12 protein-coding genes and 1 pseudogene are annotated in these 17,540 nt (G+C 39.7%); 12 read left to right on the top strand and 1 reads right to left on the bottom strand.

The window, feature by feature from the left end:
* Window positions 1-412 precede the first annotated feature (412 nt).
* The 3 genes from ACFIM8_RS07560 (at window position 413) to ACFIM8_RS07570 (ending at window position 6,064) form a co-directional block, all read left to right on the top strand.
* On the top strand, window positions 413-2,236 hold the full coding sequence (locus tag ACFIM8_RS07560) for an outer membrane beta-barrel protein (RefSeq protein WP_375614745.1): 1,824 nt from the start codon (window positions 413-415) through the stop codon (window positions 2,234-2,236).
* A 248-nt stretch (window positions 2,237-2,484) separates the two neighbouring features.
* Complete coding sequence (gene ileS, locus ACFIM8_RS07565; RefSeq protein WP_375607332.1) at window positions 2,485-5,400, top strand: isoleucine--tRNA ligase; 2,916 nt, start codon at window positions 2,485-2,487, stop codon at window positions 5,398-5,400.
* 178 nt (window positions 5,401-5,578) lie between these two features.
* On the top strand, window positions 5,579-6,064 hold the full coding sequence (locus ACFIM8_RS07570) for a hypothetical protein (RefSeq protein WP_375607333.1): 486 nt from the start codon (window positions 5,579-5,581) through the stop codon (window positions 6,062-6,064).
* A 666-nt stretch (window positions 6,065-6,730) separates the two neighbouring features.
* On the opposite strand, the gene ACFIM8_RS07575 is transcribed toward ACFIM8_RS07570, so the two are convergent.
* Complete coding sequence (locus ACFIM8_RS07575) at window positions 6,731-7,177, bottom strand: nucleoside deaminase (protein WP_375607334.1); 447 nt, start codon at window positions 7,175-7,177, stop codon at window positions 6,731-6,733.
* Between the two features lie 269 nt (window positions 7,178-7,446).
* Here ACFIM8_RS07575 and ACFIM8_RS07580 point away from each other — a divergent pair, with 269 nt between their 5' ends.
* From ACFIM8_RS07580 to ACFIM8_RS07620, 9 genes and pseudogenes are all read left to right on the top strand, one after another.
* Window positions 7,447-8,847, top strand: a complete 1,401-nt coding sequence (locus ACFIM8_RS07580) for a pseudouridine synthase (RefSeq protein ID WP_375607335.1) — start codon at window positions 7,447-7,449, stop codon at window positions 8,845-8,847.
* Complete coding sequence (gene rsmD / locus ACFIM8_RS07585; protein WP_375607336.1) at window positions 8,828-9,394, top strand: 16S rRNA (guanine(966)-N(2))-methyltransferase RsmD; 567 nt, start codon at window positions 8,828-8,830, stop codon at window positions 9,392-9,394. The genes ACFIM8_RS07580 and rsmD overlap by 20 nt, the downstream gene beginning before the upstream one ends.
* Before the next feature lie 544 nt (window positions 9,395-9,938).
* On the top strand, window positions 9,939-10,388 hold the full coding sequence (locus tag ACFIM8_RS07590; protein ID WP_375614746.1) for a hypothetical protein: 450 nt from the start codon (window positions 9,939-9,941) through the stop codon (window positions 10,386-10,388).
* Between the two features lie 1,112 nt (window positions 10,389-11,500).
* The gene (locus ACFIM8_RS07595; RefSeq protein WP_375607338.1) at window positions 11,501-12,832 is read left to right on the top strand and encodes a TldD/PmbA family protein; all 1,332 of its coding nucleotides are present in this window, start codon (window positions 11,501-11,503) and stop codon (window positions 12,830-12,832) included.
* The gene (locus ACFIM8_RS07600) at window positions 12,819-13,622 is read left to right on the top strand and encodes a 3'(2'),5'-bisphosphate nucleotidase CysQ (RefSeq protein ID WP_375607339.1); all 804 of its coding nucleotides are present in this window, start codon (window positions 12,819-12,821) and stop codon (window positions 13,620-13,622) included. Before ACFIM8_RS07595 ends, ACFIM8_RS07600 begins: the two co-directional genes overlap by 14 nt.
* A 45-nt stretch (window positions 13,623-13,667) precedes the next feature.
* Window positions 13,668-13,913, top strand: coding sequence for a DUF4170 domain-containing protein (locus ACFIM8_RS07605; protein ID WP_375614747.1), 246 nt, complete (start codon window positions 13,668-13,670; stop codon window positions 13,911-13,913).
* Window positions 13,914-14,114: 201 nt separating this feature from the next.
* Window positions 14,115-14,408, top strand: a pseudogene (locus ACFIM8_RS07610) (phage tail protein); the annotation flags it as partial.
* Window positions 14,409-14,449: 41 nt separating this feature from the next.
* Entirely contained in the window at window positions 14,450-14,863 is a 414-nt protein-coding gene (locus tag ACFIM8_RS07615; protein ID WP_375614748.1) for a hypothetical protein, read from the top strand.
* A 131-nt stretch (window positions 14,864-14,994) separates the two neighbouring features.
* Window positions 14,995-17,331 carry a phage tail tape measure protein gene (locus ACFIM8_RS07620; protein ID WP_375614749.1) on the top strand — a complete coding sequence of 779 codons (2,337 nt, stop codon included), beginning with the start codon at window positions 14,995-14,997 and terminating at the stop codon, window positions 17,329-17,331.
* Window positions 17,332-17,540: the final 209 nt, after the last annotated feature.

Genomic DNA, 17,540 nt, shown 5'->3' on the forward strand with positions numbered 1-17,540 from the left:
TTGATTTGGCACAATCCACCCGTAGCCTGAATCATGCATTACTTAAAAGTTGTTAGGAATGAGTAGGGGTGTGCTGGATGACATATGGGCACTCCCATTTTTTAAAAATATGCAAATTTATTTTTTAGATGTGTTTAATTTCATATTTCCAATCAGGCAATTGAGTAAGAGCTAATGCGAGTTGTCCTCTATGACACATGCATACATTGGCTTCAAAACAGGTGATTGCAACGCGCTTTTTGTTTAAAAAAATTTGATATAATTTGTTTATTGCACAAGAATTATTCTTGAGAGTTGTATTTTGATAATCTTCAAAAATTCTTTATTTTTTTGTGAGTGTGTCATTTTTGCTACAGATATTTCAAAAAAGATGCTCTATATACATTTCATTTTGGATATTTGGAGAGATTTTATGAATACAAAACGTTTAATAACAGCGTCTATTTTTTCTTTAATTTCAGCGTCTACAGCACTAGCTGCTGATGTTATGATTCCTCATCAACCAGCATCATCGACTGCTTCTTCTTCTGCCATTGTTGCGCCTACTTTTTCATGGACAGGTCTTTATTTAGGTGTCCAAGCTGGTGGTTTTTCGAGCAAAGCTGATATGGCTCTTGTTGGTCAAGAAAAGAGTTTACCACTAGATAAAGAGTTCTCTCCTAAACTTTCAGGTTTTGTAGGTGGTTTTTATGCAGGTTCTAATATTGATCTCGGTGATAACTTTATTTTTGGCATCGATACGGATTTAATGATATCTGGAAAAAAACACACAAAGACCATTACTATAGGAGCGGCTGATAACACTACAGTAGAAAATGCAGTCGTAAGATCCCGCAGATCCGCAGGAACACCAACACTTCCAAGCACACAAGAAGTAACATCAGCAGGAACACAAAGAACCGCCTCAGGAACTGCAGGTGCAGGAGCTACAACAGGAGGGCCTCTAACAGCAGTATCCGCTTCAGAAAAATCTGCTGGAACGCGATCCAGTCAAGCACCAGCTAAACCAGTAACTGCAGTTCAACCGTCACGAGCAGGAGCAGCACAATCAAACGAAGCAGCAACAACTGGAGATTCTAACAATGTTAATGCAACACAGACAGTGGCTGTGGAGGTAAAAAATCCAGGAGTTGCAACAATATCATCACAAACGCCAGCTGCATCGCCAGTAGCACAATCAGCCTCCTCTGGGCAGACGGTTAGATTAGTGCAATTGCCATCGTCTTCATTGGGAAGATCAAATATAGGAGGGACATCGGTAGGTGAGGTAAGTCGATCACAGCCAGTTGCATCTAAATCCTCCTCCCCTGACGCAGGGAGTAGAACAGCAGAGCGGTCAGCATCGCTCTCATTGGAAAGATCAGCTATAGGAGATCAGTTATCAGGGGGAAGGGCAAGTGGAGAAACAGTGTCTGAAAAACCAGTTGCTATAAAAACCGAGCCTTTTACCCCATCAACAGGAATAGAAGCAAGTCAACCAGCAGCAAAAGCACCTACACCGGTACAATCTGTATCACAACCATTAGCAGTAGAAAGAACAGTACCGAGTTCATCACTTGTCCTCGCGAGATCAGGATCATCTTCTGAAACAGCAAAAGCTTCCAAAGGAACAAGCGGAGCCCAACAGGGAGGTCATCATAGTTCTTCCCATGGTAGCGGAAATGCTAATTCGCATGGTGCATCTCATGCAGGTGGGCATGGCTCTGGTGCTAATCCACATGCTTCTCGTTCTCATGGTGGACAGAATATGGCTGGACACGGTGCACAAAGTACACAAGCGGTGGATAAGAACAATTCCAGTGTATATGGTATAGAACAAATAAAAAAGATGGCTTCTGAACTTGGTCTTGGTCAAGAGGATGAAGCTGAAACTTTAAATCATACTTTCAAGCAAAATTGGGGTGGTGCTACACGGGTCCGTATTGGTTTTGCTGCTGATCGCTTTATGCCTTATCTCGCTGGTGGTATTGCTTATGGGCAATTCCAAGACACTGTATCAATATCCGTTAAGGATGAGGATGGAAGAGTCGTTTCTTCTAAGAACTTAGCTGATGAAACAAAAACCATGATTGGTTACACACTTGGTGGTGGTGTTGATTTCTCGCTTCTGGATAATGTGATTGTACGTGCAGAATATCGTTACTCTGATTTTGGTAAAAAGAAATTTGCAAAGGAAAAACTTGAAGTTAACTACAAAACCAATGATTTCCGTGTTGGTGTAGCTTATAAATTCTAATTTTTTAAAGAGTAAATTTCTAAGAGGCTCCACTGTTAGTGGAGCCTTTATTTTTTTAAAGATCACTTTTTGGTTTCTTTTCTTGTGAATTTCATGATAAAGCCCATAGAGTGTGATGATATATTTTCCTGATCGCTGCTTAATACGAATGATAAGCTCGGCTTTCCCTATAGATAAAAACCAGAGTTGCAGGGTTCAGGGAAGTTATGCAAAAGTAAACTCGTAAAAGTGGACAGGAATATTTCACAATGACTGTGAAAAATGAAACAATAGATTATTCAAAAACTCTTTATCTCCCACAGACAAATTTTCCCATGCGTGCAGGTCTTCCACAAAAAGAGCTTGAATTGATGGCGCATTGGGAAAATATAGGGCTTTATGCGCAATTGCGCCAACAAGCAAAAGATCGTCCATTTTATATTCTTCATGATGGTCCACCTTATGCAAATGGTCATATTCATATCGGGCATGCTTTAAACAAAGTTCTAAAGGATGTGGTTGTTCGTTCATTCCAAATGCGCGGTTTTAATGCAAATTATGTTCCTGGTTGGGATTGCCATGGGCTTCCAATTGAATGGAAAATTGAAGAAAAATATCGAGCACAGGGAAAAAATAAGGACGAGGTACCTCTGAATGAGTTTCGTCAAGAATGCCGTGAATTTGCACAACATTGGGTAACCGTTCAAAGCGAAGAATTTAAACGCCTTGGTGTTGTGGGAGATTTTAACACGCCTTACACTACAATGGCTTTTCATGCAGAAGCACGCATTGCTAGTGAATTGATAAAATTTGCTATGTCAGATCAGATTTATCGTGGTTCCAAGCCAGTGATGTGGTCTGTTGTGGAGCGTACGGCTTTGGCAGAGGCTGAGATTGAATATCATGATCATGAATCAGAGGTGATTTGGGTTAAGTTTCCTGTTTTTGAAGCAAATTCTGATGATTTATATGGTGCTTATGTCGTCATTTGGACAACAACACCGTGGACAATCCCAAGCAATCGTGCAGTGAGTTATTCTTCGCAGATTTCTTATGGTATTTACGAAGTTGAAAGTGCTGAAAATGATTTTGGTCCTCAAGTGGGAGAAAAGCTTCTCTTTGCAGATGCTCTAGCGATGAGTTGTGCAGAAAAAGCCAAACTTGTTTTGAAGCGTTTGCGTGTTATTTCTGCTGATGAATTGAAAGCTCTTGTTCTTTCTCATCCACTCAAAGGTTTGGCGGGAGGGTATAATTATAAGATAGTATTGCTTGAGGGATCGCATGTGACAGAGAATGCTGGTACAGGTTTTGTCCATACAGCACCAAGTCATGGGCGTGAGGACTTTGAAATTTGGAATGCTTATAAGCCTCTATTGGAGCAAGCAGGGATTGATTCATCTATACCATTTCCTGTCGATGATGCGGGTTTCTATACGAAAGATGTTCCGGGTTTGGGACCGGATCGTGAAGGGGGAGCAGCACGTGTTATTGATGATAATGGGAAAATGGGTGATGCCAATAAAGGGGTCATTAACGCTTTAATTAAAGCAGATCGATTATTTGCACGCGGTCGTTTGAAACATTCCTATCCCCATAGTTGGCGTTCGAAAAAACCCGTTATTTTTCGTAATACGCCGCAATGGTTTATTTCAATGGATAAAGATCTTGGGGATGGTTCAACTTTACGCAGTCGGGCTTTGGATGCTGTTTCAAAAACGCGTTTTATACCACCTTCTGGACAAAACCGCCTAGCCTCTATGATAGAAGATCGTCCTGATTGGGTTCTTTCTCGTCAGCGTTCTTGGGGAGTTCCTATTTGTATTTTTGCGAATGAGGATGGTGTTGTTTTGAAAGATGAAAGCGTGAACGAACGTATTTTACGGGCTTTTGAAGTAGAAGGGGCAGATGCATGGTTTGCTGAAGGAGCACGTGAACGTTTTTTAGGTGACCGTGCGCATGAGCCTTGGATGCAGGTTCATGATATTTTGGATGTTTGGTTTGATTCTGGAGCAAGCCATAGCTTTGTATTAGAAGATCGGGCTGATTTAAAATGGCCTGCAGATGTTTATTTTGAAGGCTCTGATCAACATCGTGGATGGTTCCAATCTTCTCTTTTGGAAAGCTGTGGTACGCGTGCTTGCTCTCCTTATAAGGCAGTGATCACACACGGTTTTACTTTGGATGAGAATGGTAAGAAAATGTCTAAATCTTTAGGCAATACGGTTGTTCCGCAAGAGATCATTAAAACATCTGGAGCTGATATTTTTCGTCTTTGGGTGATGACAACAGATTATTGGGAAGATCAGCGTTTAGGCAAGAAAATTCTTCAGACAAATGTGGATTCATATCGTAAACTACGCAATGCAATTCGTTGGATGCTTGGAACTTTAGCACATGATGATGGAGAAGAAATATCTTATGGTGCACTGCCGGATCTTGAAAAATTTATATTGCATAGGCTTTTTGAACTTGATCAGTTGATTAATCGCGCTTACGATGAATTTGATTTTAAAAAGATTATGCGTGCATTATTGGATTTTTCAATCATTGAGTTATCGGCATTTTATTTTGATATCCGAAAGGATTCTCTTTATTGTGATGCGCCTTCATCAAAAAAACGCAAGGCCTCCTTGCAGGTTGTCCGTGAGGTTTTTGAGCGTATGGTAACATGGCTTGCTCCAATGTTGCCTTTTACTATGGAGGAAGCTTGGTTAGAGCGTTACCCAGAAAGCCAATCAGTGCATTTGGAACAATTTCGCTCTGTACCAGAAGAATGGCAAAACCAATCTTTGGCTGAGCGTTGGAAAAAAATTCGGCAGGTCCGTAAAGTTGTGACAGGTGCTTTAGAACTTGAACGTGCTAATAAGCGTATTGGATCCTCTTTGGAAGCTGCGCCTATTGTTTTTATTTCCAATCTGGTTTTACGAGAGGCATTAGAAAATGTGGATATGGCGGAGATCTGTATTACCAGCGCACTCACAATTACGCAGGATACAATGCCTTCCGATGCGTTTACTTTGGATGATGTTGAAGGTGTTGGTGTATATCCAAAGAAAGCGTTGGGAAAAAAATGTGCTCGATCATGGCGTTATACACAAGATGTTGGAAGTGATCCAGCTTATCCGGATGTATCTGCTCGTGATGCAGCTGCTTTGCGGGAATTGCGGATTCTTGGCAAGATTTAAAGTTTTAGATCAAAGGAAAGAAATGCAAGTATATTTCTCGTATTGATGAATATAGTTTTTTGTGGTACGAAAAAATTCCGTTGTTTTATCTGCAGGGGGGGGAAATTTGTATATGGACCGTTCTCTCATAAATAACGGGAATATTAATCAGCCATATACTTAGGAAATGGGATAAGCAGTGAGAAAATGTGAAGTAAAAATATTTCCAATAGGAATTTTAGGTATATGCTTTGTTTTAACGGGATGTAATGCGCCTACCTATGGTACCAATAAACCAGTTTCGATACAGTTTTTTGAAGATGTTGCTAATATCACTTCATTAACACCAACAAATAACAGCAGCCAGATTGTTATGAAACCCCATCCAAAGCTTATAATACCAAGTCCTAGTTCACGCAGGTTTTTACCGGTGCCACAACAAGATAAATCTGTCAATAAAATAGCAGCATCGAAGCAGCATCGGGAAAGTACTCCTTTTCCTCACAAGCGATCATTAGTTAATGGCGCTGGTTCAGAAGATCCTTCACAGTTGAGTGCGAAGCAACGACAAGAATATTTACGTCGTCAGAGAGCACAAGTTGGAAGTTCAAAATACCGTCGCTATCTCACTGAACCACCTTTAAGTTATCGCCAACCGGCAAAAATTGCACCTATTGGTCGATAAGAAAAAGACAAAATAAAAGTATGCGAAGTATTCTTCTCATTACTTATGACACCAAGTTCTCGTTCATGCAGCGTTATAATGCTGCTGCAAGCTGGTTGTTATTTCCATGAAATAGCAATATGGCTATAGCATCGAGAGAGTGGTTCGGCGTCACTTTTTTAACAGAAATATCTTTTAAGTCCATTTCACAACGTTGTTTGTGTGGATAGTATAACGTGAAAGCCATTGAAAATTAGCAGCTTTATTCTTATGAAGGAGAGAACTTATACCATCATTTTATTTTCCAGACTCCAATGTTGTGACAATTTTTGCATTTGAGAGCTTTCATAAAAGACATTTTTAGTCTTTTCTAAATCGTTTTTTATCTAGACAGTAACCTCACTTATGAGTGCCAAGAAAGAGATTTTATTGATTCAACGTCATTTGAAATGAGAATATTCCACGATATTTTGAGCTTTATAGTTTATATAAAAATATTTTATATAAAAAGCAATGAATTATTTTTATAAATCAATATGTTGTATAATAGAAATAATATTCAATATTAAAAGAGTGTGAGAGAAAAAATATTTCAAAATAGCTTTCGCTATATCAGAAGGATGAATAATCTTTTTTAAGAAATAGGATAGTTTCTAAAGAGTAAAAGTTATGGAAGAAGAATTGTTTTTAGTATCGCTTTTGTACAAAAAAATCTTTAAGTAATTGAGCTGCTTCTTTTTCTTTAAAACCAGAATAAATCTCAGGTTTGTGATGACAGGTTGGTTGCTGATAAAAACGTGGACCATTTTCTATAGCACCTCCTTTGGGATCATTTATTGCGTAATAGAGACGTCGTATGCGTGCAAATGAAATGGCAGCAGCACACATAGCACAAGGTTCAAGTGTTACATAAAGATCGCAATCAGGAAGCCTTTCGCTTTGCAATGTTTTGCAAGCCATACGGATTGCGCGTATTTCTGCGTGTCCTGTAGGGTCATATGCAGATTTTATAAAGTTACCAGCGCGTGCAATGATAGCTTTTCCACGTGTAATGATAGCACCTACGGGAACTTCATCTTTTTTTGCAGCTTCTTGCGCTTCTAAAAGGGCTATTTCCATGGGCGTCAAAGTCATAATATTCTTCCTACTGAAGGTATAGAAAATCTAAAGGTTATCTCGATAAGGAATGCTATGGAATGAATAATTTATTACGCTTTTATAATGAAAAGAATACCTCTATTTTTTTAAGAGTTTAAAACAAACTTGCAAGTCAACAGATACATTATTGTCGTTAAAGGATAGAAAATGATAAATGATTATGCTACTTCATTTTTCAGGATAAGCGGTATGGTGCATGTGAATAATTTTCTGAACATACTTGCAAAGATTGGTTTGAAACGCAAATGAATGAAAATAATGAGAGTGAACGAATTGCTAAAAGATTAGCGCGTGCTGGTGTTGCTTCGCGTCGAGATGCAGAAATGATGATTGTTTCAGGTCGTATTTCTGTGAATGGTAAAGTCGTGAAAACGCCAGCTTTTAATGTTAGCCGCTCTGATGTTATTAAAGTTGATGGCAAACCTTTACCTCCTATAGAACGAACGCGTTTATGGCTTTACCATAAGCCAGCAGGTCTTGTAACCACGAACCGTGATCCTGAAGGTAGACCTACAGTATTTAGTAATTTACCAAAAGGAATGCCGCGTGTTCTTTCTGTAGGAAGGCTTGACATTAACACGGAAGGGCTTTTGCTTTTAACCAATGATGGTGGCTTAGCGCGTGTATTAGAACTTCCTGTAACGGGGTGGGTCCGCAAATATCGCGTCCGTGCTCATGGAAGAGTAAAACAGAGTGCGCTGGATAACCTTAAAAATGGTATTGCGATTAATGGTATTTTTTATGGTTCAATTGAAGCATCAATTGAACGCGAACAAGGGTCGAATATATGGCTTTCTGTTGCTTTGCGAGAAGGAAAAAATCGTGAAATAAAGAATGTTTTAGGGGCATTGGGATTATCAGTTAATCGATTAATACGTGTATCTTATGGTCCATTTCATCTCTCTGATTTAGAAGAAGGAGCTGTGCAAGAGTTAAAAGGGCGGATGTTACGAGATCAGTTGGGAGAGCGTTTGATTATGCAAGCCAATGCAGATTTTGATGCTCCTATTCTTAAGCCATTTTCAAATTCTGCAGTTGTTGCAGAAAAGAAAAGCCAGAAAGATCTTTCTGTTGCAAATGATGGTTGGGTTTTCTCAAGTGAAAGGGTGATACGACGTCGCTCAAGAGATGGTTCTGTTGAACATAGTCGCGCACGATTAAGTACAAAATCTCATGAAAATGTAAAAAAGGAGAAAAGTGAAGAAGGAAAAGTAGAGCGTTTTCTACCGCGTTCTCGCCGTGCTAATGTTTGGATGGCTCCTGGTGCACGTCCGCAAAGTGCACGTAGAAAGCCTTCCTATAGTGAGGAGAAATCGCATGGTTATAAGAGCGATTTGGATGGTAGAAAGTCCTTTCATCGAGGCAAGGAAAAACTAAAAGAAAGTTCGTCACACAAAGAGAAGAGGGAAAGTTTTGTTCAAAAACGTGGCAAAATATCTTATGACGAGACGCATCCCTTTGGTAAGAAAGATCGCTTTTTAAAGGATAAAGAGAAAATGATAAAAGGTGGTCATGATGAGCGTTCTTTTGAGAGAAAGAAAAAAGTAAAAACATTTGGTGGTTCTATGAAAAAATCTAAATCACAGAGTGATGGTGCAAAAACTTCGAAGCGATTTGGAGGTCCACGTGCGGATTATAGGCGGTAAATTTGCTGGTCGTGTTTTATTTTCGCCTGTTAATCAGTCGATTCGCCCAACGAGTGATCGTACACGTGAAAGCCTTTTTAATATTCTTTCTAGCCGTGAAGAACAATTTTGGACCAATAAACGCATTCTTGATCTTTTTGCTGGTACGGGGGCTTTAGGCATTGAAGCACTTTCACGTGGAGCAAAGGCTGCTGTTTTTGTTGAAAATTCAGTTGAGGGGCGTGGAGTACTTCAAAAAAATATCGAAGCTTTTGAATTGCAAGGGATTGGACGGATTTTGCGTCGTGATGCAACCAAACTTGGCAATATTGGAACAATGCTTCCATTTGATGTTATTTGCGCTGATCCTCCCTATAGCCGTTGTTTAGGTGAACGTGCTTTTGTAGAAGCTTTGCGAGGAGGTTGGGCAAAAGCTGATACACTCTTCGTGCTCGAAGAAAAGAAAGATACGATTATTCATTTACCAGATATTTTTTATCTAGACGATGAGCGTTTTTATGGTGAGACAGCAATACGTCTTTATAAATTACGATTGCTTACATCTTGAGAAAGTTCTTGTTTTTATCCGATAAGATAAAAAAATGTTTTTTCACAGTTTTCTTCATTTTATATGGTTTTTAAAAGGTCAAGCAGAAAGTAAATAAAAGATTCTAATGTTAAAGGAATTGATGAAGTTTTATTAGCTTTACTACAGAAGGATGTTTTTTCTCCAATAGGATATATATATCCTCGATAATAGTTATGATCTTTTTTGTCTAATTTCTTTATGCTATACCTTAATCATTACATTTCATCAGCAGTTGAAAGCTTTAAGCTATGCAGTCTGCATTTATATTTTAATGATGCGTAACTTTTATTTTTTGTTATTGTCTAAACTTAAAAAAGATATTTTGTTTAGTATTGAAAATATTGTTCATTTATCCTGAATATTTGTGTGTTTAGTTTAGTAGTATCGCTTGTTGATTTAATCATTACATATTAAGTAGATCTGAGAGTATTAAGTATCTTATCGTTGTGCAGCTTTAAGGATACTTTTTTATATTATTTTTTATCACTAAAGATAAGTAATTTATAAAAAAGGGGAGATTATCATGTTTAAATGGATATATAGTGAAGAAATTAGTACAGAAGCAAGTGCTGAGAAAATTTGGGCTATATGGGAAGATGTGGCATCATGGCCTTGCTGGGATAGTGAACTTGAGTGGGTAGAACTTTCTGGTCCTTTCAAAGAAGGCGCTATAGGACGCATGAAACCTAAAAAAGGACCTACAGTAACTTTTACACTTGATAAAGTTATAAAAAATATTTGCTTTTCTGATTATGCTAAACTTCCTTTTACACGTATGAGTTTTAATCATGAATATATTTGTTCAACAAAATCGGGTTCTTCAAATAACAAAATTCGTCATACTGTAATTATTTCTGGCTTACTTGCTCCTTTATTTGGAATGATTATTGGATCAAAAATTAAGTTACATCTTCGCGATGCAATGATTGAAATGAGTAAGCGTGCTCTTACTGAAAACAAAACCATCTTGTAAGGGTGTGCGTTTATAAAGAAGTTAACACCTTAAAAAAGGTGCAGAAATTGTAACTTATTATTAGAATGGAATCAGTTATGAGTATACGGCAAACCAATGAGCTACGGAGCATTTTTTAGTTAGCTGTTGAAATCGATTCAAATCATCTTACGGGATTAATTTTGCGCTAAAAATCTTATGAAATTCATTGAAAATGAGAAAGTTTCAGAAGCTCATTGTTTCTCTTATGATGTAGGCCAATATCGTCATGATATTTGCTGGTTTCTAATGTTGCGATAGCTTTTGCATTTAAAACCTTCATAAGAGGCATTTTGTTTTCTTCTTAAATAGTTTTCATTCATATGCCCCTTATTCATGATATGCTCGCAAATAGTTGTGATTGACTCAACATGAATAGGTTCGAAACAAAGAGAATTTTATGCTATTAGGCTTTTTTATACAAATTACAAAACAATAAATTATAAGTATAAATCAAAATATTAATTTTATTGAAAGATTACAATATAATTTCTTTGATTACTTTTAAATATAAAAAATGAGTTCTTTATGATATTACGTCCATTAGGGTAAAGAAGTTTATGACTGCTCATTTTGTTGAAACCATAATGGAAGGAAATATTTTTTACTCTGTTTAAGTTTTGTTTCATTTACAAGAGTGCCGTTTCATTATGAGAGAGTTTATAGAAGAAAAGAAGTGTATACAAATATAAGGCATTTTCTTGATTCTTGCTTGGAAATTAAAGAATGCTATAGGAAAGAGATGAGGTAGGTTTTTTACTACCCAGAGGAAGGAAGACCTGTGATTTAGATCATTTTATGCTTTTCGAATTTTTGAGGATTTTGGCTTAAATTCAAGTGTTATTGCTAAGACTTTTGTTAATTGTCAATGTTCTGTTGATTTGATTGTCAGTGGAGATTTGGCTTCTAAAATGATAAGGTCCAATGAGCAATCTTGCAACTAAAGAGATTTTACGACATATTGCATCTTTTCATAAAGAAGCGAAAAAGGAAATGATTTAATGCATTAAAAGAAAAAGAATGCATGAAATGTGCATAATCTTTTGTCAGAATGCTTATCAATGTAAATAATAAAATATTTTAGGGAGTCTATAATGACTGACAAGAACCAGATTGAGAAAGCTGTTTCATTGGTTGAAGCAGCAAGGCGTTCTGGGGCCGACGCTGCTGATGCTGTTATTGTTCATGCACATTCCACCAGTGTATCTGTTCGTTTTGGGAAAGTCGAATCGACAGAATCTGCAGAGAGCAATGATTTTACTCTAAGGGTTTTTGTTGGAAAAAAAGTAGCAAGTGTTTCTGCTAATTTAGGATCTTATCCGCAAGAACTTGCGGAACGTGCTATTGCAATGGCTAAAGCTTCTCCCGATAGTTTATTTGAAGGTTTGGCAGATAAAGAGTGTTTGGTTAAGAACCCTAAAGATCTTGACCTTTTTGATGATTTTATACCCAGCAGTCATTTTTTAACAGAAGATGCTTTAAAAACGGAGGCAGCAGCTCTTGATGTTAAAGGTGTAAGCAATTCTGGTGGCGCTGCAACAGCTTATGGCCGTAGTGGACTTATTCTTGTGACCAGTGATGGTTTTTGTGGAGCCTATCGTTCCAGTTGTTTTTCACGTTCTTGTAGTGCTCTTGCAGGTGAAGGAACACAGATGGAGCGGGATTATGATTATACAACAGCCTTACATTTTTCTGATTTAGAGGCAGCAGAAACTGTGGGAAAGAATGCAGGGCTTGGTGCAGTTCGACGTTTGGGTGCAGTTCGTGCGGCGACTGGGGGCGTTGATGTTATTTTTAATCCGCGTACGGCTCGTGGAATTGCAGGGCATATCGCATCTATGGTCAATGGAGCCTCTGTGGCTCGAAAAACGAGTCTTTTACAGAATTTCCTAGGCAAGGAAGTGATGAAGCCTAATGTTAATGTAACCGATCAACCTTTGCGATTACGTGGAAATGCTTCTCATCCTTTTGATGGAGAAGGGGTAGAGGGGAAAACACTCAATATTATTGAAAATGGTATTTTAAAAAATTGGCTTCTTTCATCATCTACAGCGCGTGAATTGGGACTTAAAACAAATGGACACGGTATGCGTTCGGCATCATTAGTGCAGCCGACCAGTACAAATTTTGCTATTGAACCGGGTTTAGTATCGCCTTGCGATATGATAAAAGATTTGCGAAATGGATTTTATGTGACCGAATTATTCGGTCATGGCATTGATTTTATTACTGGTCAGTATAGTCGTGGGGCTTCCGGTTTTTGGATTGAAAATGGTGAAATTGCTTATCCGGTGAGTGAAGTAACCCTAGGCTCTGATTTGCTTCATATGTTAGCACATTTAACACCTGCCAATGATATTGATCGGCGTTATGGTACAGCAGCTCCAACATTGTTAATTGAAGGGATGACACTTGCAGGAAAATAACATGCATCATTCTTCTGATTTAAATCTTTTGCGTGACGTTTGTCGAGAGGCAGGAGATTTAGCAATGCGGTATTTTGGATGCACGTTGGATGTCTGGATTAAAGAAGGTAATTCCCCGGTCAGTGAGGCAGATTTTGCTGTCGATCATTTCTTGAAAGAGAAGCTTCTTGGAGCACGTCCAAATTATGGATGGATTTCAGAAGAAACAAAAGATAATCGAGAACAACAAGATTATAAGCGCTCCTTTGTCGTTGATCCTATTGATGGGACACGTGGTTTTCTTTCTGGCAGTACTTATTGGTGTATTTCTGTTGCTATTATTGAGAATGGGCGTCCTATTGTGGGCGTTTTACAATGTCCGGCTCAAGGGGATGTTTATGCAGCTGTAACGGGTGAAGGAGCAACATTAAATGGAATAAAACTTCCTCGTTTAGCCTTTGAGGTTCATCGAAAATATAAAATTTCACTTGATAAATCGCTCGCACAAAAATTACCAGATGATTTTCTCAATCAAGTCAGTCTTTACCATTATCTTCCTTCTCTTGCTTATCGTATTGTTCTTGTTGCTCAAGATGAAATTGATATCGTATTAGTTCGTCCAAATTGTCATGAATGGGATATTGCCGCTGCTGATCTTATTTTGCAGGAGTGTGGAGGGTGTTTTTTATCACTTGATACTCCTTTACTATCTTATGGAATTGAACCTTACCAATATGGGCTTTTAATTGCTGGTAAAAATAATTGCTGTCAGGATATGATAGATGTTGTTCGTCAAGCAAAGTTAGTTTAATCACATAAAAAGCGCTAAAATCATTTGAATGATATGGAGGCACATATGACTGAAACAAAGGAAAAAAAACAATATTTACATCTTGTATTTGGTGGGGAATTAAAAAGTCTTAACAGTAATCAATTTAAGAATCCTGATGATTTAGATGTGGTTGGTATTTTTTCAGATTATCAATCCGCTCAAGAAGCATGGCAGGCAAAGGCACAAAGCAGTGTAGATAATGCATTGCAACGTTATTACATTGTAGATTTGCATCAGTTTCTTGATGCTGAATCAAGCAATGCAGAATAAAGCTTAAATATTTGGTCATTATAGCCTGTAGATTGCTTCATACTTTTGTGATCGTCCCTTCCATGGCATTGTTATTCGGGTAAAAAAAGATGCCGTAGCAAAGAATATTCATGTTGTTTAAAACCTATATGTTTTCTTAAGGAAATATCTTTCAAAGCTCTCAGGTCATTTCATAATGTTGTCCGTGCAAGGCAAATAAGTGGTCCCCCTGGTCTTCATCATAAATTCACAGGCAAAAAACATGTCATCTCTGAAGAAGATGGACGTGAGCATGAACATTCCATTGATGTGACTGGGCGCTTGGTCAAAGTGGATAGTGAAGGCTTAACGGCTGGAAAAGCGACAGGCTATGATTGCGAGATCAAAAATATTTGGGACTATACGGAATTTTGGGATGGTTCTGTTTTGCATCGCTTTTCCTTTAAACGGGGCGGTTGGCTTGTGCGCAATGGGCAAGAGATCGGTTCTCGCCGCCGCTCTATTCTCAACTTATAAGCTCTCATTATTGATAGGGTTCTCATTTATAGGAATTGATCATGACAAGTTTACAAACCAGCATTGATGTAGAGTTGCAGGTTCCGCTTCCTTATCAGGATAAAGGAGGCAAAGAATCTCTCTGCAAGAAACTGACCTTTTATCGCCCAAACTTCAAGCAAGCACGCCAATTAGCGGTGTTGATTGGACCGCAGTTGGTAGAGCTCGTTCTGCCCGCTGTAGAAGAGGATAAAACAACTTTGAGCAATGATGTGCTTATCACGAAGCTTTCTCAAGTTTTGTTCACAAGTGAGGCAACAGAAGGCATCACAGCACTTTTGGCTGATATGTCACATGAATCTATTGAATTGATTGATCGAGTTGATGTGATAGATATTGTCGCAATATTGAAGGCTTTTTTTGCTTTTTTTCCGCAACGCCAATCCTCTCTGCCAGACAATTTGGGGCAGAGCTAGCCCTTTATTATCACTGGGCGCCTTCAGAAATTAACCAGATGGATTGGCTGGATGTGATTGCTTATCGAGAAGAACTCGCGCGCCTGAAAGCTCAAGAATATGAAAGCCATAAGTTAGGATAAGATGCGATCATGGATGTTTCTCTTGTTGTGCGTTTTGTCAATCATCTGCAAGAGGGGATAGCTTCTGCCAAGCGTGATCTTGCAGCCTTTAGTTCAGATGTTGCGCATTTCCAAAACAAGACAAGGCAACACTTTAAAAATTGGTTTGACCCTGAGCATCTTGAGGATGCGACAAAGAATGCTGAAAATGCTTTCAATCATGCACGCGGGCGTATGGTGGGTGCCATTGCGCAAACCGCAACCTTAATTGCACCGCTCTATAAAGCCATGCAATTTGACCAATCGATGAAGGGATTAGAAAAGGTTCTCGATGCCCCCCTTGATCGCTTAAAGGAATTGCGCCGTTTTGCGCTTGAAACTTCCACCAAGATTCCGTTAGCGGCGCGTGAAGTCTTAGAATTGATGACCAGTGCTAGCCAAGCAGGGATTGGTGAACAAGATTTAGAAGCTTTTAGCATTTATGCAGCCAAAGCGGCTGTTGCTTTTGATATGACGGGGGATCAGATTGGGGAGCGCTTTGCCAAGTTGCGCAATGTCTTTAAGCTTAATCAAGCAGGCATTGAAGATCTAGGCGATGCCATCAATCATCTCTCTAACCACATGGCGGCAAAGGCCAGTGAGGTGTCTGATTTTACCAATCGTGCCACCGGTGCAGCAACCATGTTTAAACTGACAGCCCGCGAAACCGCGGCATTTGGTACAGCGATGATTTCTGCTGGGATTGTTCCTGAGAGTGCAGCGCGTGGTTTTAATGCGATGAGTGCGCGTATTCAAGCAGGGGGCAAGCATATTGAAGATGCTTTTGCCAATATTGGGCTTTCCCGCGAAAAATTCATGCAAGATCTCGACAAAGATGCCACCGGTACCTTGGTGCGCTTTTTTAATGTGTTGGGCAAATCCGAACAAGGGATGCGTTCCCTGATTGCCATTGCGGGGCGCGATTTTACCGGCGATTTTGCCAAATTGGTGGGTAACCCTGAATTGTTAGGGCAAGCTTTAGATTATGTGAAAGATCCACAAGTCTTTAAGGGCTCGGTAGAACAAGAAGCCGACAAACAAGCAACCGGTGCTATGCGACAATTTGAACTCTTACAAAACCGCATTGTGGCTTTGGGGATTAGCATTGGTGAAGTGCTTCTGCCTCCTCTCAACAGTTTGATGGAAAGTGTTGGGGGATTTGTCAATGGTTTGATGGCATGGGCGAATGCCCATCCCACTTTAACAAGCGCCATTATCAAAACCATTGCTGCCCTTATGGCTTTTAATATTGCTCTGCGTGTGTTGCGCTTTACTATGGCCGGGACACGCCTTGGGCTTCTTCAATTGATAGGCTCTTTTATCAAGATGGGTGCTGTTAGTCGTGGTCTTTCTGCAAGCTGGCGAGGGCTATTGGCTGCAGGGCGCTCATTGGGTTTAATGGCAGCAGGGCTTGGTGGGAGTGCGCTGCGTCTTCTTCGCCCAATGACTTTACTTGTGGGGGCTTTACGAGGGATAGCTGTTTCAGGTGCGGCATTTTCTGCCTCGTTTGGCTTTATTGGGACAGTGATCGAAGTGGTTGGGGCAGGTATTGCCTCTGTTGTGGGAGCTGTTTTTACTCCAATAGGGGCTGTCGTTGCTGCTGTTGTGGCGGTCGTCCTTGCTGCTGGTTTTGCTTTGTGGAAATACTGGGACCGTTTTTCTTCTTTTGTCAAAGGTTTTGCACGGGGGGTATCTCGGGCTTGGGGGCGTGCCTTTGAAGCCGTTATGCGTTTTTTTGGTGCTGATACTACCACCATCACCAAATGGAAAAATATCATTGCTGCTGCTTTTGATTTCTCTCAAACTTGGCAAAAGTTCAAACAAGGACTTTCCTCTGTTGTCGAGTGGTTTGGCAATTTGTGGGAGGGCGTTAAACGAAGCTTTTCCAACTTTTGGCAATGGTTGAAGAGTTTTTTTACACAGGAAAAGCTCTCGGAGAGTGCCAAGGCTGGTATGGAACAAGCGGGCGAAGATCTGGCTAATTCGATTGTTTATGGTTTTATGGGACCCATCACAAAGTTGAGCGATTTTTGTAAATCTTTGCCCAGCCGCATGAAGGGGTGGATTGGGTCCATTGATGTAAGAGATTTTTTGCCAAGTTTTTTGGGAGGCAAAACAACCATCCAACCCATAGCACAATTTGCGGGGGCGGGGCATGCAAATTCCCCTTTCACAGAAGCAAAAAGCAAAGATCACTCCCCCATCACACACAATCAAAATGTCACGGTGCACGTCAATGGCGCGCGTGATCCTATTGCCACTGGTCGTGCGGTCGCTCATGCCATTCAACGGGCACGCGCCAATGCGTTGCATGGCGGGACAGAATGATAAGGGCTGCAGAATAAGGGAAAAGACGGCATGCTGGAAAGAACACAATGAGGGGAGGGATGAAGTGCTAGGAGAGCGCAATGGTAGGAGAGATGCAATGATACGTTTTGAAAGAGATGACGTGCTGGAAGGGATACAATCAAGGGGAGGGCGTCTATGAGAGATCCTTTGCTGATGTTAGGACCACATCTTTTTTATGTGGACTGGCT

It is taken from the genome of Bartonella sp. AC535YNZD (genome assembly GCF_042196625.1).
Lineage (GTDB): Bacteria > Pseudomonadota > Alphaproteobacteria > Rhizobiales > Rhizobiaceae > Bartonella.